The sequence below is a fragment of the Pedobacter roseus genome, assembly GCF_014395225.1.
Lineage (GTDB): Bacteria > Bacteroidota > Bacteroidia > Sphingobacteriales > Sphingobacteriaceae > Pedobacter > Pedobacter roseus.
Genome location: NZ_CP060723.1, coordinates 4,025,021 through 4,048,278, shown reverse-complemented (window position 1 = coordinate 4,048,278; position 23,258 = coordinate 4,025,021). Strand labels below are relative to the sequence as shown.

At 38.6% G+C, this 23,258-nt stretch carries 19 protein-coding genes; 7 read left to right on the top strand and 12 right to left on the bottom strand.

Going from position 1 to position 23,258, the window contains the following annotated elements; translation table 11 throughout:
• Positions 1-96: 96 nt before the first annotated feature.
• The 4 genes from H9L23_RS16550 to H9L23_RS16535 all read right to left on the bottom strand — a co-directional run bounded on the left by H9L23_RS16550 (position 97) and on the right by H9L23_RS16535 (position 7,175).
• Positions 97-3,000 carry a ligand-binding sensor domain-containing protein gene (locus tag H9L23_RS16550; protein ID WP_223190989.1) on the bottom strand — a complete coding sequence of 968 codons (2,904 nt, stop codon included), beginning with the start codon at positions 2,998-3,000 and terminating at the stop codon, positions 97-99.
• 272 nt (positions 3,001-3,272) lie between these two features.
• Positions 3,273-3,536 carry a four helix bundle protein gene (locus tag H9L23_RS27095; RefSeq protein ID WP_187591435.1) on the bottom strand — a complete coding sequence of 88 codons (264 nt, stop codon included), beginning with the start codon at positions 3,534-3,536 and terminating at the stop codon, positions 3,273-3,275.
• Positions 3,537-3,658: 122 nt separating this feature from the next.
• Positions 3,659-4,597, bottom strand: coding sequence for an oxygen-dependent tRNA uridine(34) hydroxylase TrhO (trhO, locus tag H9L23_RS16540; RefSeq protein WP_187591434.1), 939 nt, complete (start codon positions 4,595-4,597; stop codon positions 3,659-3,661).
• A gap of 130 nt (positions 4,598-4,727) precedes the next feature.
• Entirely contained in the window at positions 4,728-7,175 is a 2,448-nt protein-coding gene (locus H9L23_RS16535; RefSeq protein WP_187591433.1) for a DUF5686 and carboxypeptidase regulatory-like domain-containing protein, read from the bottom strand.
• Positions 7,176-7,424: 249 nt separating this feature from the next.
• Between H9L23_RS16535 and kbl the strand changes: the two genes are divergently transcribed.
• The 4 genes from kbl to H9L23_RS16515 all read left to right on the top strand — a co-directional run bounded on the left by kbl (position 7,425) and on the right by H9L23_RS16515 (position 10,788).
• Positions 7,425-8,612, top strand: a complete 1,188-nt coding sequence (gene kbl, locus H9L23_RS16530; RefSeq protein WP_187591432.1) for a glycine C-acetyltransferase — start codon at positions 7,425-7,427, stop codon at positions 8,610-8,612.
• 148 nt (positions 8,613-8,760) lie between these two features.
• A complete protein-coding gene (gene pheS, locus H9L23_RS16525; RefSeq protein ID WP_187591431.1) occupies positions 8,761-9,801 on the top strand; it encodes a phenylalanine--tRNA ligase subunit alpha in 1,041 nt (346 codons plus the stop codon).
• Positions 9,801-10,211, top strand: a complete 411-nt coding sequence (locus tag H9L23_RS16520; RefSeq protein ID WP_246474718.1) for a Rieske (2Fe-2S) protein — start codon at positions 9,801-9,803, stop codon at positions 10,209-10,211. Before pheS ends, H9L23_RS16520 begins: the two co-directional genes overlap by 1 nt.
• Position 10,212: 1 nt before the next feature.
• Positions 10,213-10,788: a TetR/AcrR family transcriptional regulator gene (locus H9L23_RS16515; RefSeq protein WP_025145723.1), complete on the top strand. Its 576-nt coding sequence runs from the start codon at positions 10,213-10,215 to the stop codon at positions 10,786-10,788.
• Between the two features lie 128 nt (positions 10,789-10,916).
• On the opposite strand, the gene H9L23_RS16510 is transcribed toward H9L23_RS16515, so the two are convergent.
• The 5 genes from H9L23_RS16510 to carA form a co-directional block, all read right to left on the bottom strand.
• Complete coding sequence (locus H9L23_RS16510; RefSeq protein WP_187591430.1) at positions 10,917-11,600, bottom strand: XAC2610-related protein; 684 nt, start codon at positions 11,598-11,600, stop codon at positions 10,917-10,919.
• 55 nt (positions 11,601-11,655) lie between these two features.
• A complete protein-coding gene (locus H9L23_RS16505) occupies positions 11,656-12,612 on the bottom strand; it encodes a Fic family protein (RefSeq protein ID WP_187591429.1) in 957 nt (318 codons plus the stop codon).
• Between the two features lie 119 nt (positions 12,613-12,731).
• Positions 12,732-13,808 (bottom strand): ABC transporter permease, encoded by a 1,077-nt coding sequence (locus H9L23_RS16500; RefSeq protein WP_187591428.1) that lies wholly within the window; start codon positions 13,806-13,808, stop codon positions 12,732-12,734.
• 180 nt (positions 13,809-13,988) lie between these two features.
• Positions 13,989-14,753 carry an ABC transporter ATP-binding protein gene (locus H9L23_RS16495; RefSeq protein WP_187591427.1) on the bottom strand — a complete coding sequence of 255 codons (765 nt, stop codon included), beginning with the start codon at positions 14,751-14,753 and terminating at the stop codon, positions 13,989-13,991.
• 294 nt (positions 14,754-15,047) lie between these two features.
• Entirely contained in the window at positions 15,048-16,160 is a 1,113-nt protein-coding gene (gene carA / locus H9L23_RS16490; protein ID WP_187591426.1) for a glutamine-hydrolyzing carbamoyl-phosphate synthase small subunit, read from the bottom strand.
• A gap of 287 nt (positions 16,161-16,447) precedes the next feature.
• Between carA and panB the strand changes: the two genes are divergently transcribed.
• The 3 genes from panB to H9L23_RS16475 all read left to right on the top strand — a co-directional run bounded on the left by panB (position 16,448) and on the right by H9L23_RS16475 (position 18,638).
• Positions 16,448-17,263, top strand: coding sequence for a 3-methyl-2-oxobutanoate hydroxymethyltransferase (gene panB / locus H9L23_RS16485; protein ID WP_187591425.1), 816 nt, complete (start codon positions 16,448-16,450; stop codon positions 17,261-17,263).
• Between the two features lie 149 nt (positions 17,264-17,412).
• On the top strand, positions 17,413-18,099 hold the full coding sequence (locus tag H9L23_RS16480) for an RluA family pseudouridine synthase (RefSeq protein ID WP_108198402.1): 687 nt from the start codon (positions 17,413-17,415) through the stop codon (positions 18,097-18,099).
• 110 nt (positions 18,100-18,209) lie between these two features.
• Entirely contained in the window at positions 18,210-18,638 is a 429-nt protein-coding gene (locus H9L23_RS16475) for a hypothetical protein (protein ID WP_187591424.1), read from the top strand.
• Between the two features lie 126 nt (positions 18,639-18,764).
• Here the strand turns inward: H9L23_RS16475 and H9L23_RS16470 are convergent, their stop codons facing one another.
• The 3 genes from H9L23_RS16470 to H9L23_RS16460 form a co-directional block, all read right to left on the bottom strand.
• Complete coding sequence (locus H9L23_RS16470; protein WP_187591423.1) at positions 18,765-19,229, bottom strand: hypothetical protein; 465 nt, start codon at positions 19,227-19,229, stop codon at positions 18,765-18,767.
• A 119-nt stretch (positions 19,230-19,348) separates the two neighbouring features.
• On the bottom strand, positions 19,349-20,797 hold the full coding sequence (locus tag H9L23_RS16465) for a glycoside hydrolase family 30 protein (protein ID WP_187591422.1): 1,449 nt from the start codon (positions 20,795-20,797) through the stop codon (positions 19,349-19,351).
• A 117-nt stretch (positions 20,798-20,914) separates the two neighbouring features.
• Positions 20,915-23,221: a glycoside hydrolase family 3 N-terminal domain-containing protein gene (locus H9L23_RS16460; protein WP_187591421.1), complete on the bottom strand. Its 2,307-nt coding sequence runs from the start codon at positions 23,219-23,221 to the stop codon at positions 20,915-20,917.
• Between the last annotated feature and the right edge of the window lie 37 nt (positions 23,222-23,258).

The window sequence follows — 23,258 nt, the reverse complement described above, 5'->3', positions numbered from 1 at the left end:
TCAGGACATACTCCTGGTTTTTGCAGGTTTAATCAGCGTTACTTTTGTTTAGTTTTATAGCTGAAAAATGAAGGAAATTGAACATGAGATGAGTATCTATAGCTCCATCAAAAACTCAGTTAAATTTTTGTCGTGTGGTACTTCCAGCTTCTTACGTAAGCGGTACCTGCGGATCTCTACCCCGCGTAAACTGATGTTCAATAACGACGACATTTCTTTACTGCTCATGTTCATCCTGAGATAGGCGCAAAGTTTTAAATCGTTCGGAACAAGATCTGGATGTTGTGCTTTTAATTTCTTGAAGAAACTTTCATGTGCCTCATTAAAGCTATTCTCAAAAAGATGCCAGTCGCGTTCATCATTCATGCCATCATTGATCACCTTCTGGATTTTGCGGGTTTGATCATCAGAAAGTTTTTTGCCGTTTTCATCCTTTAACTTAGTGATCTCGTCGCTCAGTTTTTGGAGGAGCTCATTCTTATATACCAATGTCATGGCAGAATTGGCTAGTTCCCTGTTTTTTGATGCCAGTTCGGCCTGGAGTTTCTCTGTTTGAAGTTTGATGATCTGTTTCTCATTGGTTTCTGCTTCCTGCCTCAATATTTCTTCCTGCTCGGCCTGCAACCGGTCGCTTATTTTCTGACTATCCCGTTGCAGCTTCCTTTCATAAATTTTCTTGCCCATAATCAATACGATCACAAAAAGGATGGCATAAAGCAGTATGGCCCAGTTATTCAGGTACCATGGGCGCAAAATGGTAAACTTATAAACGGTTTCTTCACTCACCGTACTGTCATCTATCTTTGCCCTGACCTTGAAAACATAGTTCCCGGCACTAAGATTGGTGAAATCTTTTTGGGTGGCATAACTCCAGTCAGACCAGGTACGGGAATAACCTTCCAGATAAATCTGGTATTTAACCTTGGCCTGGCGGTAATAAGGAAGTGCGTAAGAAATGCGAATATTGTTACGGCTGTTCTGGATCTCTGTTGCTTCTTCGCTGTTTCCGGCCTCACTAATGAGCGAAAATTTATCGGTAATATCTTCAACGCGCCTGATCAAAACGGCAGGGAGTTTTTGTTTCTGCTGGTTGAGCTGCGCAGTTGGGTTATAAATTACGAAACCATCATCTACACTGATCAGGTAAATGGCATTACTGATGCGGCTGATGTTTTCGTAATATTGTACCATGCGGCCATCCAGAATGCTAAATTGATTGGAATCGATTTCTACCTTTCCAGGTTCACTAAAATTAACCAGGGCCGTTTTACCATGGTTGATAAACCAGTATTTTTTGACGCCAGCATTAATAATTTTATTGGACGATTGGAATGAACCGAGCTCTTTATTCAATGCGGCGTACTTGGTAAATTTATCGCTTAACTCATCGTAAGTATAAAAACCCGCATCAGAAGAAAACACAATTTTGTTCTCTAAATTGAATATATTGATGTTGTAATTGCCAGGCAAACCATTCTTTTCATCGAAATATTTAACGCTGGTTGCGTTGCTGTAATTTTGGCTTAAACTCAATTTGTATAAGCCCTTATAGGCATGTGCTACCCAAATATCACCTTTATTATCTTGCTCAACATATCTCGATGGCGCATCAAATCCTGCAATTTTTGTTACAAATTTTAATCCCGAACCCGGAGATTCTGTAAAGAGCGAAAGTCCTGTGTACGTACCTTGAACCAGGTAATTTGGATTGGAATTTAGCTTTTTGATTGTCCACCCGCCGGCAGACCTTGATAGCCAGTTAATTTGATCACCATTTACCTTGAATGTGCCACTATTGTGTCCACAAATCAGTTCGTTATCAATAATGGCCAGTTCCCAAACCTGCCCCTGCGAATTTGGGATCAGTCTAAAATTAAATGGCAATAGGTTATCAGGCGACCACTCGCTGTAAAATAAACCCTGATTGGTGCCGAGGTAAATTTTATTGTTGAAAATAATACTGGAATACACGGTTCCAAACTGGCCTGTTTTATCAAAATAGAAATATAGTGGAGAGTTGAGTTCTATTCTGTCGATTCCATTGTCAAGCCCTGTCCAGAGGTTTTGTTCATTGTCGGCATATAAACTTAAAACCGTGTTGTTTTGTAAACCGCTCGATTTGTTAATACGTTGTACCACTCTTCCATTTTCATCAATAATAATTAAACCATTAAGGATGGTGCCGTAAGCGAAATATTTGCCGAGTAAACTTACTCCGTTGTTAAGCTGATAGGTTTTTAAATAACTATTGGCTGGCGTATTTAAAGGGGTAAATTCTTTTCCATCATAGGTAAATAAGCCGTTTTTACTGGTACCGATAATAAAACCATCAGTTTTATAGGGAAGGATGGACAGAATGCCTTCTTTGCCCAGTTTTTCGCTATTCGGGATGTGGATCAATTTATTGCCAACCAGTTCGGATAAACCTTTTTCCAACACTTCAATAATATATTTATTACGTACTTTATGTAAAAACAAAAAGGAAGATGGCGATTTTACCACTTCGATTTTATTGTTTTTATAAATAAAGATTTTGGAGAAAGACTGGAAAATAACGCGATCCTGATCGACATAAATTTTCCATACCTCATCATTTATTTTAATACCTTTTGGCAGTAAGTTGATAAGCGAGTTATAGCTTAATATATTATTTTTAATCGCCCAGAAGCCAAATTCTCCAAAACCACCGGTATAAATCCTTCCTTTGTTATCTGTAGCTACCGATCTGACAATCTGCCGGTTAGGGAGCTGGTATTTCTGCCAGTAACGGCCATCAAAGGTTAGAAGTCCTTCCGCATTGCCAAAGTACATTACACCATTTTTATCTTTGGTAATGCTCCAGTTTTGATTACCAGATGAATAAACTGATTTAGGGTAATTTTCTATATAGGGTACGCCAATGCTTTTAATTTCTGATGCATAGGCGCTTATAGTAAAACAGGAAAGCAGTAATAAAAAACGGAAATAGTTTAGCATAAAATGGTTACTGGATAAAGCCATTATTACACAAAGTAAATGAAAAATTGTTTAAAACGGGCGATAGTTTAAAGCTTAACCCAGGGTGATGGTTTTTTAGTTCATGGTTGATTGCCGAATTGCTCAGGCAAATCGTTCATGGCTTAGTGACTATTTCTATGAGTAGGCAGAATTTGTACAATACAGCTATCTGACTATAAACCATGAGCTATCCAGCCAAATAATGAATGTTTAAAACCTATGTTTATACTAAATGACTATCAGACTATCAACCATAGATCATCAAAATACCATTCTTATAGCGAAGCCTTCAACTTGGATATCATCTTACAAAGCTGCTCGTACTCAGAATAAAGTCTTTTAAATTCAAGTTCGGTGATGTAATTTCTTGATGAAGCCATAAAAAGACAGCTTACCACCTCCAAACCAGAACGAACAGAGTAGGTTAGAAGCCTTTTAAATTCGGCTTTTGACTGGCCCATGCAGCCCTTAGCAATGTTAAGATTTACTGAATCTGCTGCTTTTTTAATTTGATTTGAGAGACTAAATAGTTCTATCAACCACGGGCCATGAACCAATATAAGTATGGCTATAGGTCATCAACCATAAAACTATGGATCATCATTAACCGATAGACTAATTAACTATGGCAATAGGCCATCAACCATAAAACTATGAACCATTAACCAATTTTCATCGCCACCGGCTGCGGAACCTTCACATAATAACCTGTGCCATCATAAGGACGTTTGCGCGGATTAGTAGTACATGCCGTTGAGCAGCAGCCCTGAAGTTCATCGCCGCAATCATCGCACTGGGTAATGTGCTCGTTACATTCCGGATTGGCACAGTTGATCATCTTTGGTGTAGTTTTGCCACAGTTATAACAAACTGACACAATAGTTGGGTTTACCTCGTTTACATCAACAGCAATTCGGTTGTCGAAAACATAACATTTGCCTTCAAAATCTTTTCCTCCGGCTTCTTTTCCGTATTTAATAATGCCACCATGTAACTGGTATACATCGTTAAAGCCATGATGCAACAATAGGGCAGATGCTTTTTCGCATTTAATACCACCAGTGCAATAGGTTAATATTTTTTTGTCTTTATATTGGGCCAGCTGGTTGATCTGCTCAGGAAAATCGCGGAAATTCTCGATATCAAGCGTTACTGCATTTTTAAATTTGCCCAGATTATGTTCATAATTAGAACGAACATCAAGGATGATTACATCCTCATCATCTTTCATTTTCATGAAATCAACCGGCTCTAAATGTTTCCCTGTTTTTTCGTTAGGATTAATAATCGAAGTATCTCTTAAGCCAGAATGTACAATTTCCGATTTGTAACGGCAGTGCATTTTCAGGAAAGAAGGCTCTTCAACATCATCTATCTTAAATTCTGTTTTGGCAAACCGCTCATCAGCATGTATAGCTTCCATATAAGCTACACAAGCCTCAACGGTACCAGATACGGTTCCATTTAAGCCTTCATCGGCAACGATAATACGGCCAACTAAATCCAGTGATTTACAAAATTTAAGGTGATCGGCAGCAAATTGTTCTGCCTCCGCTATGTAACTATAGCAATAGTAAAGTAGTGTTTGATATTTTTTCATAACGCTGTTGATACCGTTGCAAACGGCGTTTAAAGCGGGGCAAAGATAAGGGAATTATGTAAGATGTAAAAATGGAAAATGTAAGATGGATAATGTAATGCTAGCCATCTTACATCAAACATCTTCCATCCTAGAAACCGTACGATATCCTAAATCCTTGCGTTAACTTGGTGGCACCATCATAAGCGAAACCGTAACTGGCCCTTAATACAAGGCGTTGGATACCAAAGTAAAATTCTTTGTAATTTCTTTTTTCAGGTGAAGATAAATAACCGCCACCGATAAATTCTTCGAGTTTAGCTTTACGCAGTAAAGGGATCTTGTTCATAAAGAAACCGGCAAAATTATGCTCTAAATGGGCTTCGAAATATTGCTGGTTGGTACTAAACTGATAAAAGTCTAAATATTGAAACTTCCTTAAATTAGGAGGGAAGATGGTCGAAATATTACCTGCAAAATGTTTGAAATCAGGGTAATACATATTTTTGTTGTTCAGGAACTTGCCTACACCTGCCAAAAATGACGTATAACCCCATAACCCTAATCCAATTCTGTCCTGAGAAACCTCAAGCTTTACAAAATCATAATCAACATCACTGTTTAATACACCATTAAATCCTTTTTTATATAATACCGTAATTTTAGGGAATTTTGATTCTGTGTAAAATTTGCCGTCCGGACGGGTAATGTATTTCTGTCCGAAAGTATAGGTTACACTTGCTGTTGCACTTAAAGAATTATAGGTGGGGAAAAGCGGTGTTTCTACAGCCGGGCTGAAAGGATTGTTTGAAGTAAATTCCCTGTCCTTGGCATCGATAATTTTAAACGTAGAGTTATTAGTCAACGTTTTGTTTCTGCTATACTCTACGCTTACACTTCCCTGTAATCCTGAAGCCAGCTCGCGGGTGGTATTGATGTTAACAAAACTCTTCTCATAAAACTTAGCGAAGTTTTTCTCATAGAGCAGGGAGTTGATTGAGTTACCCAGGGTTGTCATTGAGCCGAGGTTGTTCAGGTCGAAGATTCCGTTTCCGAATGATGCACCTACACTGGCCCGTTTAAGTGGGTTGTAATAATAGCTTCCGGTTAAGCTTCCGGTAAGTTTTTGGTTGGCAAAACCATACCGCAGTTCAGGGCGGATAGAATAAGATCTTCTGTTTTCAAATTCCTTTCTGTAAGTAACACCGTATTTAATGGCAAAGCCTTCCACTGTGTTATAAAATATAGCCCTAAGTACAGGGTCGAACGACCAATATTCTTTATCATATCTATCGTTAATGCTGTAACCGTGTAATAACAATTTGCCTATCCCGAACTTGTTATTGTCTTTTTCTAACGAATCGAGGTATTTTTTGGATTCTTTTAACTTTGCAACACTATCTTTTTTAACGTAGTTGATTTTTTCATCTTCCGTTAAGGGGATAGGCCTGTTGTTTTTCCAATAAACAGAATCTTTCTTGTTCACCATTTCGGTTACTTTTAAAATTTCGCCGTTGAAAAAGTTATTCGGAAACTTAGGGTCGAGGTTGTAATTGCTGTAAATACCTACAAAATAACCGGCAATTTTAAAGCCCAGTACATTGCCTGCAAACTGAAAATTAATAGAAGTAGGCATATACACCTCATTCACTTTTGTAAATTGTTGACTGATGTTTAAGGTATCGATAAAATTGATGCCTGAGTTTTTAGTAAGGTATACATCGGTATTGTAAATTCTCCAGCTATCATCAACGATGTAAATAATCCCCCTAAAAACCGGGTCATTCTCACGACGTGGGATTACCTCTATCTTATGGATAATTTCTCCGTTTTCTTTGCTTTCGCCAAGTAACTTGTATTTATAATAAAAAAGGGCATTATCTGCAATTGGAGAAATAAAACCTCTTGCACTTAATTTGTTTTCGAGCAGATAGTTATCATAGAAATTGATAATCAGGTCAGATGCTTTATTGAAACTGAAAGCATTGTTTCTGCCCGCAACTTTTGATGAAATCATTTCTTCATGCACATCATTAGGCCTTCTGAAATTAAACTTGCTCTGCGATTCTGATAAATAAATAATGCCTTTACGGTTGGTGTCGAGTTCTAAAACTTTCTGGATATCCCGCCCAAAAAACTTTTTAGGTGCGCCCCTTAAACGCTGTACGCCTTTAATATAAACATCGCAACTAAAAGCCTTAACCTCATCTAAGTGGGTTTTTCTTTGTTTAATGGCCTTACGGATAATGGCATAAGCCGGATCTTCGGCATTTGCCCTGATGTTTACGTTTTCTAAAGTATAACTTTCTGCCGTTAGCGTTACATTAAGCGTAATATCTGCTGATGCATTTACAATATTCTCTTGCTGTTTATAACCTACAGCCCTGAAACTTAAGGTATGCTCACCGCTTTTTAGCTTGATGGAATATTTTCCGTCAACATTTGCAGAGGTTCCTGTAGTAGTGCTTTTTAAATAAACTGATGCAAATGGAACCGGTTGTCCGTTTGTATCTTTAACTATGCCGGTAACTGTAAAATGTTGTGCAAATACAAAATTGGTGATGCCGCAAAAAAATAGGAGTGCGCAAATTCTTATCATACGTTAGATTAGTAAGCTATAAATATCGAATAACTTTTAACACTATACACACAGGCAGGTGTTAAAGTTTGTTAAGGACGAAAAAAAATTAATAAAGGCAATCGTTTTTTGAAAAAATAAAAACCATCATAACCATTACCAGATCAATCAAACGTTTGTCTGGTAAATATGTTGTTAAAATTGCCATTTTAGGTCGAAAAAGACTTTTTTTTATAACTTTGAGCGTAAAATCAACCATATAAAAAGGCCATGTACAAAACATTACAACCAGTTCTTCAAAAAGAACTTGAAGAAATCGAAAACGCTGGATTATTTAAACGCGAAAGGATCATTATAACACCGCAGGGTGCCGACATTAAAGTGAGCGGTGGTGCTGAGGTAATCAACTTCTGTGCAAATAATTATTTAGGTCTCTCTTCTCACCCAAAAGTGATTGAAGCAGCTAAAAAAGCAATTGACGATCATGGCTATGGAATGTCTTCAGTGCGGTTTATCTGTGGTACGCAAGATGTACACAAAGAATTAGAAGCGAAAATTTCTAAATTTTTAGGTACTGAGGATACCATTTTATATGCAGCTGCATTTGATGCCAATGGAGGTGTTTTTGAACCATTGTTTAATGCTGAAGATGCGATTATTTCTGATGAGTTAAACCATGCATCTATTATTGATGGGGTGCGTTTGTGTAAAGCACAACGTTTCCGTTATAAAAATGCGGATATGGAGGATCTGGAAAAACAGCTGATTGCTGCCAAAGACTGCAGACATAGAATTATTGTTACCGATGGTGCTTTCTCTATGGATGGGTCTGTTGCTCCATTAGATAAAATTGCTGACCTGGCTGATAAATATGAAGCCTTGATTATGATCGATGAATCACATTGCACAGGTTTTATTGGTAAAAACGGTCGCGGCACACACGAGCATTTTAATGTAATGGATCGTATTGATATTATCACAGGTACTTTAGGTAAAGCTTTAGGTGGTGCATCTGGCGGTTTTACTTCTGGAAAGAAAGAAATTGTCGATATGTTACGTCAGCGTTCACGTCCATATTTATTCTCTAATACTTTAGCTCCGGCTATTGCAGGTGCGTCAATTGCAGTATTGGATATGTTGAGCGAAACTACCGCATTAAGAGATAAATTAGAAAGTAATACTAAATATTTCCGTGAGAAGATGACGGAGGCAGGTTTTGATATTAAACCAGGTTTCCACCCAATTGTTCCGGTAATGTTATATGATGCTAAAATTGCCCAGCAATTTGCTGCGAAAATGTTGGAAGAAGGCATTTACGTAATCGGTTTCTTTTATCCGGTAGTTCCACAGGGCAAAGCAAGGATCCGTGTACAGTTATCAGCCGGGCACGAGCAACATCACTTAGATAAAGCAATTGCGGCATTTACCAAAGTAGGTAAAGAATTGGGCGTAATTTAAAACTTATAGATCTGCTTTAATTGCAAAAGCCGCTTTAAGCGGCTTTTGTGCTTTATGGGTTCATTTTCTTTTATAATGATATTGTAAACAGATTATTTGAACCCGCTTACCTTAAAATTATTAGATAATTTGCTGTATATTTGGAGCCATGTTACAGGACAAAATAACACAATATACCGAAAAAATTAATGCTTTCGTAACTGAAAAAGCAGACGAGTTAGAGCAATTCCGTATTAAATATTTAGGAAGTAAAGGCATCATAAAAGAGATTTTCGACGAATTCAAATCTGTTTCTGTTGAAGAAAAAAGGTCGTTAGGCAAGGTTTTAAACGAGTTTAAACAACTTGCCGAATCAAAATACCTGACTTTAAAAGAATCAACCGAAAGCATTGATACCAAAAGTGAAAATTCAGAACTGGATTTAACTTTACCAGGCGAGGGTTTTGAAATTGGTTCACGCCATCCTTTAGCTTTAGTACGCAGGGAAATTGTGGAGATTTTTGCCAAACTTGGTTTTACCGTAGCAGAAGGACCTGAAATTGAAGATGACTGGCATAACTTCTCTGCATTGAACTTCCCGGAAGAACATCCTGCAAGAGACATGCAAGATACCTTCTTCATTAAAAAAGGGGGCGAGAAAGGTGATATTGCTTTACGTACCCATACTTCATCGGTACAAGTGCGTATGATGGAGCAGGGTCAACCGCCATTCAGGGCGATTATGCCAGGCCGTGTTTACCGTAACGAAGCCATTTCGGCAAGGGCACATTGCTTTTTCCACCAGGTAGAAGGTTTATATGTGGATGAAAACGTTTCATTCGCCGATTTAAAACAAACCTTGTTCTACTTTGTACAGGAGTTATATGGAGAAGGTACCAAGGTGCGTTTCCGTCCTTCATATTTCCCTTTTACAGAACCATCGGCAGAGATGGATATTTCTTGTACCATTTGTAAAGGTGCCGGATGCCAGTTCTGCAAATATAGTGGTTGGGTAGAAATTTTGGGCTGTGGTATGGTAGATCCAAATGTTTTGGAAAACTGTGGCATCGATGCTAAAAAATATAGTGGTTTTGCTTTCGGAATGGGGATTGAGCGTATTACAAACCTTAAATATGAAATTAAGGATTTGCGTTTATTTTCTGAGAATGATGCACGTTTCTTAAAGCAATTTAAATCAGCTTTAATTTAATGATGAAATATTTATACAGCATATTATTTGTTCTGGTACTAAGCACAGGCTGCGGTAAAGATGAAGGTTACATCCCGGATGTGCCGGTAAACTATAATGTTACTTTAACCGAGTTTAGTATTAAAGCCGTAAATAATGTGCTGGTGGTGCCTAACATTGGCGTTGGTGGATTACTGATTGTTAAAACACCACTTGGTACTTTTGCGGCTTTTGATCGTTGCAGTACCGTAAATCCTGAGAAGATTTGCAAAGTAGCACCTGACGATAGCGGCGTAACCGCAACCGATCCCTGCTCTGGTGCGAAATTTTCGCTACTTGATGGTAGTCCACAAAAAGCACCTGCCGAAAAAAGCTTAAGGGCATATAATATTTCGTTACAGGGCAATACATTATTACACGTAAGCAATTAAAATGGAAGCTGAAAAAATAAAAGAAACAGTAAAAAAGGCTGCCAAAGAATTATTTAGAAAATACGGTTATCATAAAACCAGCGTAAACGAAATTGCAAAAAAGGCCCGCATTGCCAAAGCAACGATTTATAAATATTTTGAAAGTAAAGAGCAGGTATTGGATAGTATCCTGATGGATTATCTGGATCAGAACCTGCATGAGATTTTAAACAATAAGGTAAGTTACGCTTCAGAAGAAGAGCATTTAAAAGCCCTGGTGATGAAAACCAGCCGTTTATCATTTACGGCCTGTAACGAATTTATCGGCTGGGATTTTGTGCGCGAAAATGCAAACTCGCAGGAGTTTTTGAAACACTTATCTGATCAGCTTGAGGCTTTGTTATTGGCTGCTTACCTGCAATTGGATAACTTTAAGAACAATCCGGCCAGAAGGGAAGGATTGGCATTTTTACTTAAAGCCAGTAAAAGCATCGTATTTTCATTTGCATTTACTTCGGTAAGCGATTCAGATGTGCGTAAAAACTTCGTAAGCTTTCAGAAAGAGATATTGCCATTTTTGGTAAAAGCAGCGCTTTAAATAAAAATTCGTCATCTCGACTGAAGCGCAGCGAAATGGAGAGATCTAAATCAAAAGTGCTCTTAATAGATTTCTCGGCTGCGTTGCACTTCGCTCAAAATGACTATCACGCATATTATTAACCTCGGCTATTGATTATAATAATCTTTCATCTTAAATTTTTGAACGGTTCTTTTCATTTTGCCATCAACCAGTTTTTGGGTAATTACGGTAACATAGTCGGCAATGCTCGAATCTTCAATTACAGATGAATCCTCGTAAAGCCCTTTTTTAGGGTCAAATTTATAGTTTATCGTCTTATCAAAACAGCATCCGTCCTTTTGGTGGATTGATACCTGCTTTAATTTTTTATCTACGTCAAACATTCCTAAGTTTTCGCTGGCAAGTTTAGTCAGTTCGTTGTTTATTAGAAACTTGTTATCTGCTGCTGCCAGATAGATATCATAAGATGGGCTCGAATAAGCACCTTTGTTGCCATTTCTGATCGCAAGATCTTCAAGACCGTCGAAATTAAAATCACCGAAAATTAAAGGCGTTTGGTATTTGCCTAATTCAAGCCAGCCCAGTTTTGCATTTTGTGTTTCCGTTAAGCCAAACTCCAGACCGTCTGAATGAAAAGTATCGATTTCACGGTCTGTCGCCTTATCGTAAATCATGATTGTGGCTTTACCATCGCAAGTTCCGCTTTCGCACTTATCGACAAAAATTTTAGCCTTATATAGATTAGAGCTATTATTGGCGAGGAATTTAAACTGCGCTTTTGAGGTAAGGGCAAACAATAAAATACTGCAAAAGGTGATCAATTTTTTCATTAAATATTTTTCCGTAAAATTACGTCATTGTTAACCGTCAAAAAGTTAAAAAAGGTTAACGTTTCCTCTTACGTGTTTTAATGTAGCTTTGTACTGCAGATTTTGTAGTAAGCCAATCCCTGCCTTCTTTGTAGGCGTCTATTTTGCCCTGCCTTGCCAATAAACTCACATACTCCTGCCCATAAGGAACATCGGGTTCTGAAACAATATGAGAGATTGGTTCATAATCGCCGTAAGTATTGTTAGGTAATGCGTTAATATAGATGTTTAACGAGCGCTCCAGAGCTTGCAGCATTAATAAACAGAGTTTATGGTATTTACCCTTATTGGCCTGGTTAAGTGCTTCGTAGTATTTCTTTCTGTCATTTTTGAGGATAATAGCAGGAGGGAAGCCTTTCCGCATGAGCAGTAGGTTCATGGCCAACCTGACTGTACGGCCATTACCATCAAAAAAAGGATGGATCCAAACCAGTTTATGGTGGAAAATAGTAGACAATACAATATCATTTAACCTTAGTGGATTATCGTTAATAAAAGTGATCAGCTGATCTAATAGATCAGAAACCTTATTGGCATTAGGAGGCGTAAAATTTGCGCCAACAATACGTACGCCACCGTTTCTTAAACGGCCCGCGTAATCATCTTCAATGCTCCGGAGTACCAAACCGTGTAATGATAAGATATCAATGCTTCTTAATATGTAGTTTTTATTTATTAATGTGTACAGGTAATCGATTGCTTTTTCGTGATTGTAGGCTTCGAAATGCTCCCGTAACGATTTGCCTTTAACCGTCATGCCTTCCTGTAAAACCATCTGGGTTTCCTTTAGGCTTAGGGTGTTTCCTTCTATACTGTTGGAATTGTAAGTCCACTCGAGGGTAAGGCCTTCTTTGATGCGGTGTAGGGCGCTATTGTGTAAGGGCCTCGAATTTTCCAATTTGGCCTTTTTATCGTACAACCTATCTATTTGTTGTTGTAGTTCTTCTAAATCCCCTAAATCAAAATCCCACATACCCAAATGTACTAATTATCGGTTAAATATAAAAGTAATACTATCCGATATTAAAAATCTTCTCTAAAAAAAAAAGATAACCAATCAGTTATCTTTTAAATTCTCTTTTATCATGTTGGTTATTCCCACTTAAATACCTTCACGGCTACAGCATAAATGCCTAATCCCCAAAGTAAAAGGATCATAATCTGGAATTTAACATCCCATAAGCCTACACCTTCGAAAGCTACTTTGCGCATGGCATCGTTTAAATAGGTAAGGGGCAAGGCCCTGCTTATCGGTTGTAACCAGCTTGGAAAAGCCTCTATTGAAAAGAATGTGCCCGAAAGTAAAAACTGTGGTAAAGTTACAATATTGGATATTGGAGGTACCATGCTCTCGTTTTTGGCAATGCCCGAGATAATAAAGCCAAAGCCCATAAAAACGATAATACCCATTGTGGCCAGTATAAGCATATTGACGACCGTGAGCGCCCCGTGGACGAGTGTAAAGCCAAAAAAGAAGTGGCCGATTAAAATGATGAATAAAGCACCTATTAAAGCAAAACCAATACGGGCAAGGCATTCGCCTATTACAATACTCGATCGCCTAACGGGTGTAGCGAAAAAGCGTTTAATTACCAAAGTTTGGCGCAGACTTAAGAAAACAAATGCTGTTCCGAAAACGCCTGTGCTCAGCAATGAAAAACCCAATTGTCCTGGAAGGATAAAATCGATGGTTTTATATTCACGACCAGTTATAGTACTTTCTTTTATTTCTGCTACGGTTGGCTTTAAGGTTTTATCATAAAATACGTTGTTTAAAACTGATTTTAAAATGCCGCCTTTATCTCTTGATGCCGAGGTATATACAACATTAACCGAATAAGCAGCAGAATTTACTTTTCTGTGTACATCAATCATTGCATCAACATTGCCTTTTTCTAACAGTTTATCAAAATCGGCTTTTGATTTATTTTTAACCAGGCGGATCATACCTGTTTTTTCAAGCATACCCATTACCGGGTTATTTACATCTGAGCCAGGTGTTACTCCCACATCAATATGTGTTCCACCGCCGCCCAAAAAGCCAAAAACCAAGATAAATATCAAAGGGAAAGCAAGGGTGAAAACCACTGCCGAAGGACTTCGCATAATCGACCGGAAACTCGCTTTGGCAAGGGCTAGGGTTGCTGTAAGGTTGTTATATTTTTTCATTTACTATTTTGATTAATAGTTGCACTGTTTCATGTTTTTAAACCCGATTGAAGTGTAAATCCTTTTTGCCGAGTATCTTTTAACTACTTGATGAATATTTGCAAAAAGATTGCAACGAAAAGCGGGAGTAACATTAATTGGAATGCTGTACTTGCTTTTCAAAAGATCTTGAAATTTAAACTATTCACGCCATTCCTGGCCTGTAAGGTTAATGAAAACATCTTCCAGATTAGCCTTTTTAACTTCTTTTTTACGTTCAAAACCACTGCTTACCAATTTATCAATCAGGTTATCCGGAGTATCCAAAGCGATGATCTGCCCGCGCTCTACAAAAGCAACGCGATCGCAGAGCTGTTCAGCCTCGTCCATATAATGAGTGGTAATCACCACGGTTGTACCTGCATCACGGATTTCGGTAATCAGGTCCCAAAGATTTCTACGGGCCTGAGGATCCAAACCTGTAGTAGGTTCATCAAGAAAAATGATTTTGGGTTGGTTAATCAGGGTGGTAGCGATGGAAAAACGCTGTTTTTGTCCGCCCGAAAGTGCTTTGTATTTTGCTTTGGCCTTGTCCTGAAGATTTACTTTTTCAAGCATTTCCATGGGTTTGATGTTGGCACCATATAAACCTGCAAAAAGTTCGATCAGTTCTACCAGGTTAAGATTTGGATAATAACCAGCGGCTTGTAACTGCACGCCGATAATCTGTTTAATGCTGTGTGCCTGTTTGTCAACCGAAAAGCCATCAACAATAATTTCTCCTGAAGTTTTATCTCTTAAAGTTTCAATAATTTCGAGTGTGGTGGTTTTTCCGGCGCCATTTGGGCCAAGCAAACCAAAAATCTCGTTTTCGTAAACTTCAAAACTTAAGCCCTGAACGGCCACAAAATCATCGTACTTTTTTACCAGGTCTTTAACGCTGATAATGGCTTTCTTTGTTTCCATATTGCGAATGTAAGGAGCTTTAAATGAATTGAAAATGAATTTTAACAGGTATTGCCGAAAATGTCGGTAAAATGATGTTTTGAGCAGGCGAAATAGTTTGAAAAAAGAAATCTGCGGATCAGCAGCTTATTTTTGCCGCAAATCCGCAGATCGTTTTTACTGTTTATTGGTCATTAGTACATTGGTCATTGGTTTTTAAGCTTTCGCCCCAAACCTTCTAGCTCAACCTGACTTCGTCTTTAAGCTTTAGTCTTTCACCCTAAACCTTCTGCCTTCCGGCCTTCTACCTCAAATCTACCAAACTAACTCGCCTTTCATTACTTCAACAAAATCGTCGAATAAGTAACGTGAATCGTGTGGGCCTGGAGAAGACTCAGGGTGGTATTGAACCGAGAATGCTTTTTTGCCTTTAACACGGATACCTTCGATTGATTTATCGTTCAGGTTAACGTGCGTAATTTCTACTTTATCAGAGTTTCTCACCTCATCAGGAATTACACCAAAACCGTGGTTCTGTGAAGTAACTTCACAGTGATTTTTAATGATGTTTTTAACCGGGTGGTTTAATCCGCGGTGACCATTGAACATTTTCATGGTGCCGATACCGTTTGCTTCGGCCAATAACTGGTGACCTAAACAGATACCGAACAATGGTTTGTCTTCTGCTAATATATCTTTAATGGTTTCTACCGCATAAGGCATTACCGATGGATCGCCAGGGCCGTTTGAAATAAAATAACCATCCGGACTGAATTTTTCCATTTCGGCAAAAGGAGTTTTAGCCGGGAAAACCTGAACATAGATATCGCGGTTTTCAAAACTGCGCAAAATATTTTTCTTGATGCCTAAATCTAAAGCAGCTACTTTTAAACTCGCTTCAGGATTGCCATAGAAATAAGGTTCTGTTGTACTTACTTTTGATGAAAGTTCTAAGCCTTCCATTGAAGGTACTTCAGCCAGTTTTTGTTTCAATTCTTCTAAATCAGTGATTTCTGAAGAAATAATGGCATTCATGGCGCCTTTATCCCTGATGTGGCGAACTAATGCGCGGGTGTCGATATCCGAAATGGCAACTAAATTATCATTTTGGAAATAATCCTGGATAGATTCTGTTGCTTCTTTACGGCTATAAACGATGTTGTAATTTTTACACACTAAACCGGCAATTTTGATCGAACCTGATTCGATTTCATCTTTGTGGATACCGTAGTTCCCAATATGGGCGTTGGTAGTAACCATTATCTGTCCAAAATAACTTGGATCGGTAAAAATTTCCTGGTAACCTGTCATCCCGGTATTAAAACAAATTTCGCCAGTAGTGGTTCCAATTTTTCCGGCCGCTTTGCCGTAAAAAACTGTGCCATCGGCCAGTAATAAAATCGCAGGTAACTTGGTGTAGTTAGTCATGGTAATTACAATATGGATTTTGATTTAAAAAAGAGTTGAAAAAAGAATGGCTTTCGGCATTAAAGCCGTATTTGCAGGGTGCAAAAAAAGATGAATATATCCCTTCCATTTCGGGGTACAAAGATAGGGTTTAAGATTGGGAATGTAAAGAGAAAAATCAAATAAAAGGTGTAAAGGTTGAAGGTGTAGGGTATAAGGTATAGAATGTCACACCCTAATCCTTAAACCTTTTACCTTATACCTTTTTAAAGAAAAAACAATACTTTTGGCAACACAAAACAAATCCCATGTCGGTACATAAAGAAATTAAACGCATCACTACGCACATTTTACAGGAAATGAAACAACGTGGTGAAAAAATATCAATGCTAACGGCCTACGATTATTCAATGGCAACCATTTTGGATGATGCAGGTTTAGACGTTTTATTGGTTGGCGATTCTGCTTCTAATGTAATGGCTGGTCACGAAACGACTTTGCCTATTACCCTTGATCAGATGATTTACCATGCTGCATCTGTAATCAGAGCGGTTAAACGTGCTTTTGTGGTAGTCGATCTGCCTTTTGGTTCTTATCAGGGAAATTCAAAGGAAGCTTTGAACTCAGCAATCAGGATCATGAAAGAATCGGGTGCACATGGTGTTAAATTAGAAGGTGGCGAAGAAATTATCGAGTCGGTTCAGCGCATCATTACTGCAGGTATACCTGTAATGGGGCACTTAGGTTTAACCCCTCAATCTATTTATAAATTCGGAACCTATACCGTTCGTGCAAAAGAAGAAGAAGAAGCAAATAAGTTAAAATCTGATGTTCTGGCTTTACAGGCAGCAGGTTGTTTTGCAATTGTATTGGAGAAAATCCCGGCTTCTTTAGGTAAAGAAGTTACAGAAAGTTTACATATTCCAACCATTGGTATTGGCGCGGGTCAGGCATGCGATGGCCAGGTGTTGGTGGTAAATGATATGATCGGTTTAACCAAAGGGTTTAAGCCACGCTTTTTACGCCAGTACATTAACCTTTACGACGAAATTTTGGGCGCAGCGCAATCTTATATCCGCGATGTAAAGGGAAATGATTTTCCGAATGAGAAAGAACAATATTAAGTCATGAGTCTGAAATTGCTCATCAGTTAAACAATTAACCAATAAACTTTCCCATTAGGCAATTTGCTTTAACAATTTAGTCATTCAATAATTGAAAGCTCACTATTTTCAGTTAACCAATTTAAACAATTAACCAGTTAACCATTACAATGCCCATTACCGATAACGATATCCTTTTTGAAGACAATCATTTAATCGCCATTAATAAAAGGGCGGGTGATATTGTACAGGTTGATGAAACAGGTGATGAGCCTTTGGATGAACAGGTAAAAAAGTATATCGCTAAAAAATATAATAAACCTAATGGTGCTTTTTTAGGGGTGGTGCACCGTTTAGACAGGCCTGTAAGTGGTGTAATCTTATTCGCTAAAACCAGTAAGGCTTTAGAAAGGATGAATGCTGTTTTTAAAAACAGGGAAGTAAAGAAAACCTATTGGGCGGTGGTAAAGAACAAGCCCGAAAAAGAATCAGCTACTTTGATCCACTGGCTGGTTAAAAATCCACAAAAGAATGTGGTATCTTACTATAATACCGAAGTTACCGGAAGTCAGCGGGCTGAGCTTTCTTATAAAGTAAAGGCAAAAGTAGGCGATTATTATCTGTTGGAGGTAGATCCTTTAACGGGCCGTTCGCACCAGATCAGGGTGCAGCTATCCTCAATGGGCTGCCCAATTATGGGCGATAACAAATATGGTTATCCCCGGGGGAGTAGAAAAGGAAGTATCTGTTTACATGCCCGCCGGTTGCAGTTTATACATCCTGTTAAAAAGGAACCTGTAAATATATTTGCCAAATTACCTGTTGATGGTTTTTGGGAACGTTTTGAAGATTTATAAGTAGTAATCACTATACATTAAGTATTAAAGGAGATCCGGTTGAGTATTTAACCGGATTTTTTGTGATTTGGCACAATATTTAGTCATCTTCGGGCTAAAACCAAATCAAAATGAAATACAAGATTTTATCAATCGCTGTAGTTGGCTTATTGGCCACCACATTAGTTTCTTGCGACAGCACTAAAAAAACAGAAACTACCAAAGATTCGAGCAAAATTGCCGTAAACGGCGATACGGTTACCAAAGTTACTACCACCACCACTGAAACTGTTAAAACCAATGTTCCTACTTTCTCGAGTGAAGAAGTAAACAAAGGTTTGGCTGAGTATAGCAAACTAAAAGATGAATATGTTGCAGCTGTAAAAAGTAAAAATGCAACAGAAATTAAAGCCATCGGTGATAAATATACCGCCTGGGCAAATCAGGCAACTGGCTGGGCTGCCAAGTTAAAACCTGATGAAATTCAAAAATATTCTGATTATGTGCTCAAATTAACCGAAGAGTGGAGCGCGGCAGCAAAGGATGCTGTGAGTAAGTAATGAATAAAAGCTAAGAAAGGTCGTCATTTCGACTGAAGCGCAGCGAAATGGAGAAATCTTTGAACTATGTGAAAGATTTCTCCACTTCGGTCGAAATGACGATTTATGGATTGAGATGACGATGTATTATTTACAATCAATTTTACCAAAGGCCATTGATCCATCAAACTTTAGCTTGCTGATATCTTTATACCTTGTTTCGCCTTTAACTTCCTGCATATCGCCAAAACCTTCAATTAACTGATCGCCTTGCTTTAAAAAGGCTACTTCCCTAACAGAAGTTTGGCCTTCAGACTGAAAAGTATAATTGGCTACAATGGTATCTCCTTTAACAAGTCCGGTTATTGTACCTGCATTTTTATCTTTTTCGTATAAGTTATAGCCTAAAGTGCCTGTTACCTTGTTATCCTCACTTTTTAGCGATAGGGTAGCCGTATCGCGGTTTTTAATGTATTGATAACATTGAACCGAATCTGTTGCGGTTTCGGCGTTGGTTACAATGGTAGAGTCTATTTTTGCCTGTGTCTTTTTAGCGGTACCGCCCTGACATGCAGCCATCAATAAAGTGGCAAGGCCTAATACTGGGATCATGTTTTTCATTTTCTTATCGGATTGATTTTTTATTATGGAGCAAAGCACCTGCCAAAAAGTATATAAACCAGAAAGCCCCGTAAGTACGGGGCTAACTAAACAATTAAACGATAAAGTTTTTACCAAACGTAAGTACCTACCGCCCCTTTATCCAGGCTGCTGGTTATCATTTTACCGTTGTATTTAATATTGAATGCCGTTTCTGAACTATTATTATTGCAAACAATCAATACGTTTTTACCATCAGGGGTTTTAAAAGCCACGTTCTGCAGGTTATTTGTAATGTTTGATGCAATCCTCACCGAACCTGGTTTTACAAATTTAGAAGCGTGTGCAATTACATAATAAGCTACATTTCTGCTTACTGCCGGTGCAATGGTAATGGCACCTAAACAAGTAGTACAGCCGCCTTTATCAGTATGTGGGTTGTAGTTTGGATCTGCAGCTAAATTCCACTCTAAAACATTCCGGCTCCAGTTACGGGTTGCGCCAACAATTAAGGTAGATACATGCCATTTTAAATCTTCAGCAAAATTACCCGGGCCACCAACCCATTGCTCGGTAAAGTAAACATTGCGGTCTGGATGTGCATTGTGTACCTGCGTAAGTGCAGTAATAGGGCCAGCATATAAGTGGAATGCAGAACCATCAACATATTTCTTGGCATCAGCATCGTTTAAAATGGTAATCGGATATTCTGGTTTATCAGCGTTGTGGTCATAAACGATAATCTTGGTTTTGATTCCGCTGCTTTGGAAAATCGGACCTAATGCAGTTTTAATAAAATCAGCCTGATCTAAAGCGGTCATATACATACTTGGGTTATTGCCAGGATGTAATGGCTCATTTTGTGGGGTAATGGCATCAATTATAATCCCTTCTGCTTTCATTGCCTGAATGTATTTCACCAGGTATTTCGCATAAGTTTGGTAATATTCTGGTTTTAAACTACCACCAATAAAACTTTTGTTGGTCTTCATCCAGGTAGGGGCTGTCCATGGTGAGCCTAAAATTTTAATTGAAGGGTTAATGGCTACTATCTTTTTTAATACCGGAATTAAATCAGCCTGTTCTTTGGCGATAGAGAATTTTGCTAAATTATCATCCGTTTCTCCATCGGCCAGATCATTATAGGTAAAAGGCGTAGCGCTTAAATCTGAAGCCCCAATACTTATTCTGAGGTAACTTACTGCAATGGCATCATCAGTGCCCGCAAACAGCTCGTTTAAGAGCTTATCTTGCGCTGCAGCTGGTAAAGCATTTATCAAATTTGCACTGCCACCTGTTAAGGTATAACCGAAACCATCAATATTTTGAAAAGTGGTAGCTGGGTCTACCTCAATGGTTGGATTGCTGTTGGTAACGGTAGAAAAGTTTAAGGCAACATTCTGCTTTTTTAACAGTTGCGACTGATCGCCTTTGGTTAGCCAAAATGCAACATCGGTTTTAACTGGTTCGGTAGAAGTTGGTGGTGAGTCACTTCCTTCACTTGTCTTCGGACTTTTGCTACAGGCACAGGCAACAATCAAGATGGCCAGTGCAGTGCCCAGGTTGTAAATGGGTTTCATAATTATGGTTTTGGTTAGAGATTTCAGGGTATTTCGCATAGTATAAATTAGAATGTAATTTAAAAACATTGCTTATGCTTTTTGGACATAAGCAATGTGCCTGTAAACAGGGTTGGTTTAATTTGTGTAATTAAAGTTTATTTTCTGGTCACCGATCTGGATTTTGAATTCGCCAGCTTCGGTTACTTTTTTGCCTTCTACATTTACAACAGCAATATCTTCAGGTGTTAAAGTGAAAGTTACTGTTTTGCTTTGGCCGGCTTTCAAGTCGATTTTTTCGAAACCTCTTAGCCGTTTTACGTCTGGAGTAATTACACTTGCAACTAAATCAGAGGTATAAAGTAATACACTTTCTTTACCTGACCTGTTTCCGGTATTGCTTACTTCAACAGAAATGGTCAAATTTTCGCCAGCTTTTAAAGTATTGCTGCTTAATTTCAGGTTGCTGTATTTGAAAGTGGTATAACTTAAACCCTGACCGAAAACATATTGTGGGTTGTAATCAGAATCGTAGTTATAAACACCTTCTACGGTTTCGCGGGCCTCAGAAGGTTTATGGTAATAAGTAAATAAGGCATTCGGGAACTGTGGATAGGTGTAAGGCAGTTTTCCTGATGGATTTACATCACCGAATAAAATATCGGCCAATGCATCTGCACCATAATTGCCGGGAAGATAAGTTTGAACCACCGCGCTCATGCTTTTCTCGAACTTACTGATAATCCTCGGACGGCCTTCGTTCAGTACCAAAATAACAGGTTTACCGGTTGCTGCAATCTTTTTAGCCAGTTCGATCTGTAAATCAGAAATGTAAAGGTCACTTAAATTGCCTGGTGATTCAGTATAGGTATTTTCGCCCAGGCACAATACTACTGCATCCACATCTTTGGCAGCAGCAATGGTTTCGTCCATTTTGTCGGCAAAATCTTCAAAATATTTACCGTCCATTTTATAGCTCACGCCAGGAAGATATTTGATATTATCGGCACCGTTTTTATGTTGCAGGGCTTCTAAAATGGTATTATAATCTTTTGCAAATTCTTCTACCTTTTCACCCTGCCAGCTGTACGTCCACGCGCCGTTCAAGGTACGCATCGAGTTTGCATTAGGTCCTGTAATTAACAATTTAATTCCTTTTTTTAGGGGAAGGATGTTATTGGTGTTTTTTAATAGGGTGATCGATTCTGCAGCAGTATTGTAAGCAGCAGTCTGAAATTCTTTACTGGCAAATTTCGGGTAATCTTTAGGGTTGGTGGTTGGTTTTTCGAATAAACCGGTCGCAAATTTTACCAGTAAAATCCGGCGTACGGCATCATCAATTCTTTCCTGTTTTACTTTACCTTCTTTAACCAACGCAATCAGGTTATCGCAAAATACTTCGTAGTTATAAGCAATCATGCTCATATCTATTCCGGCATTAATGGCCAGCATAATGGCTTCTTTATCGTCTTTGGCAATATGATCTCTTTTAAAAAGATTTTCAATATCACCCCAATCGGTAACCACCAAACCTTTAAAACCCAGTTCTTCCTTTAATAATTTAGTAACGATATTGTAATTAGAGTGAACCGGAATGCCATTGATAATACCCGAATTGATCATCACCGTGTGTGCACCAGCCTCTATAGCCGCTTTAAACTGTGGCAAATGGTATTCTCTTAAAGCCTGATTGGAAATAAAAGAAGGTGTCCTGTCTTTTCCGGTAGTTGGCGTTTGGTAACCTAAAAAGTGTTTTAATGAGGTTGCAACCTTGTAAGGATTAGCAACATTATTATCATCTCCCTCATAACCTTTAACAGCTGCTTTTCCCAATTCGGTAACCACATACGGATCTTCTCCAAAACTTTCCCACTGGCGTGGAAAACGTGGATCGGCACCTAAATCTAAAATAGGGGCGAAGTTCCATGGAATAGAACTGGCGCGGGTTTCGTAAGCGGTGATTGATGCACCTTTTTTAACCAGGCTGCGGTTAAATGTAGCCGCCTGACCGATTTGCTGAGGGAACATGGTTGCACCAGCAGTGTAAGTAGCACCATGAACTTCATCAACACCATAAATTACGGGGATTTTATTTTTACCTTTTTTAATGGCTACATCCTGGATTTCGCTGATGATTTTATACCAAACCTGCGGCGTGCGTGCCCTGTTGTTGGAGGTATTTAATACCGAACCCACGTGGTATTGGATTAGAGCTTTATCCATTGCGGCTTTATCGAGCGTAAAAGGCTCGTCGCTTTCGAAACGACTTTTACCCGTTCCAATTACATCCAGGGTAATTTGCGCCATCTGACCCACTTTTTCTTCAAGCGTCATTTTGCTCAACAAAGCTTCAATTTTCGCCTGGTTTGTATTTTTGATCTGGGCCTGGGCGCTGAAAAGGCTTCCCAATGCCAGGAGTGAGAGCAAGGTTTTTTTTAACATCATAGAAATTAAGTTATAAAACAAAGGCGACCGTAGCCGC

Coding starts and splice junctions, on each gene's coding strand:
- H9L23_RS16460 (WP_187591421.1), bottom strand. CDS start 23,221: ATGATGTTAAAAAAAACCTTGCTCTCACTCCTGGCATTGGGAAGCCTT.
- H9L23_RS16475 (WP_187591424.1), top strand. CDS start 18,210: ATGAAATACAAGATTTTATCAATCGCTGTAGTTGGCTTATTGGCCACC.
- panB (WP_187591425.1), top strand. CDS start 16,448: ATGTCGGTACATAAAGAAATTAAACGCATCACTACGCACATTTTACAG.
- H9L23_RS16465 (WP_187591422.1), bottom strand. CDS start 20,797: ATGAAACCCATTTACAACCTGGGCACTGCACTGGCCATCTTGATTGTT.
- H9L23_RS16480 (WP_108198402.1), top strand. CDS start 17,413: ATGCCCATTACCGATAACGATATCCTTTTTGAAGACAATCATTTAATC.
- pheS (WP_187591431.1), top strand. CDS start 8,761: ATGTTACAGGACAAAATAACACAATATACCGAAAAAATTAATGCTTTC.
- H9L23_RS16515 (WP_025145723.1), top strand. CDS start 10,213: ATGGAAGCTGAAAAAATAAAAGAAACAGTAAAAAAGGCTGCCAAAGAA.
- H9L23_RS16470 (WP_187591423.1), bottom strand. CDS start 19,229: ATGATCCCAGTATTAGGCCTTGCCACTTTATTGATGGCTGCATGTCAG.
- H9L23_RS16535 (WP_187591433.1), bottom strand. CDS start 7,175: ATGATAAGAATTTGCGCACTCCTATTTTTTTGCGGCATCACCAATTTT.
- H9L23_RS16520 (WP_246474718.1), top strand. CDS start 9,801: ATGATGAAATATTTATACAGCATATTATTTGTTCTGGTACTAAGCACA.
- H9L23_RS16500 (WP_187591428.1), bottom strand. CDS start 13,808: ATGAAAAAATATAACAACCTTACAGCAACCCTAGCCCTTGCCAAAGCG.
- H9L23_RS16510 (WP_187591430.1), bottom strand. CDS start 11,600: ATGAAAAAATTGATCACCTTTTGCAGTATTTTATTGTTTGCCCTTACC.
- H9L23_RS16550 (WP_223190989.1), bottom strand. CDS start 3,000: ATGGCTTTATCCAGTAACCATTTTATGCTAAACTATTTCCGTTTTTTA.
- kbl (WP_187591432.1), top strand. CDS start 7,425: ATGTACAAAACATTACAACCAGTTCTTCAAAAAGAACTTGAAGAAATC.
- H9L23_RS16495 (WP_187591427.1), bottom strand. CDS start 14,753: ATGGAAACAAAGAAAGCCATTATCAGCGTTAAAGACCTGGTAAAAAAG.
- trhO (WP_187591434.1), bottom strand. CDS start 4,597: ATGAAAAAATATCAAACACTACTTTACTATTGCTATAGTTACATAGCG.
- carA (WP_187591426.1), bottom strand. CDS start 16,160: ATGACTAACTACACCAAGTTACCTGCGATTTTATTACTGGCCGATGGC.
- H9L23_RS16505 (WP_187591429.1), bottom strand. CDS start 12,612: ATGTGGGATTTTGATTTAGGGGATTTAGAAGAACTACAACAACAAATA.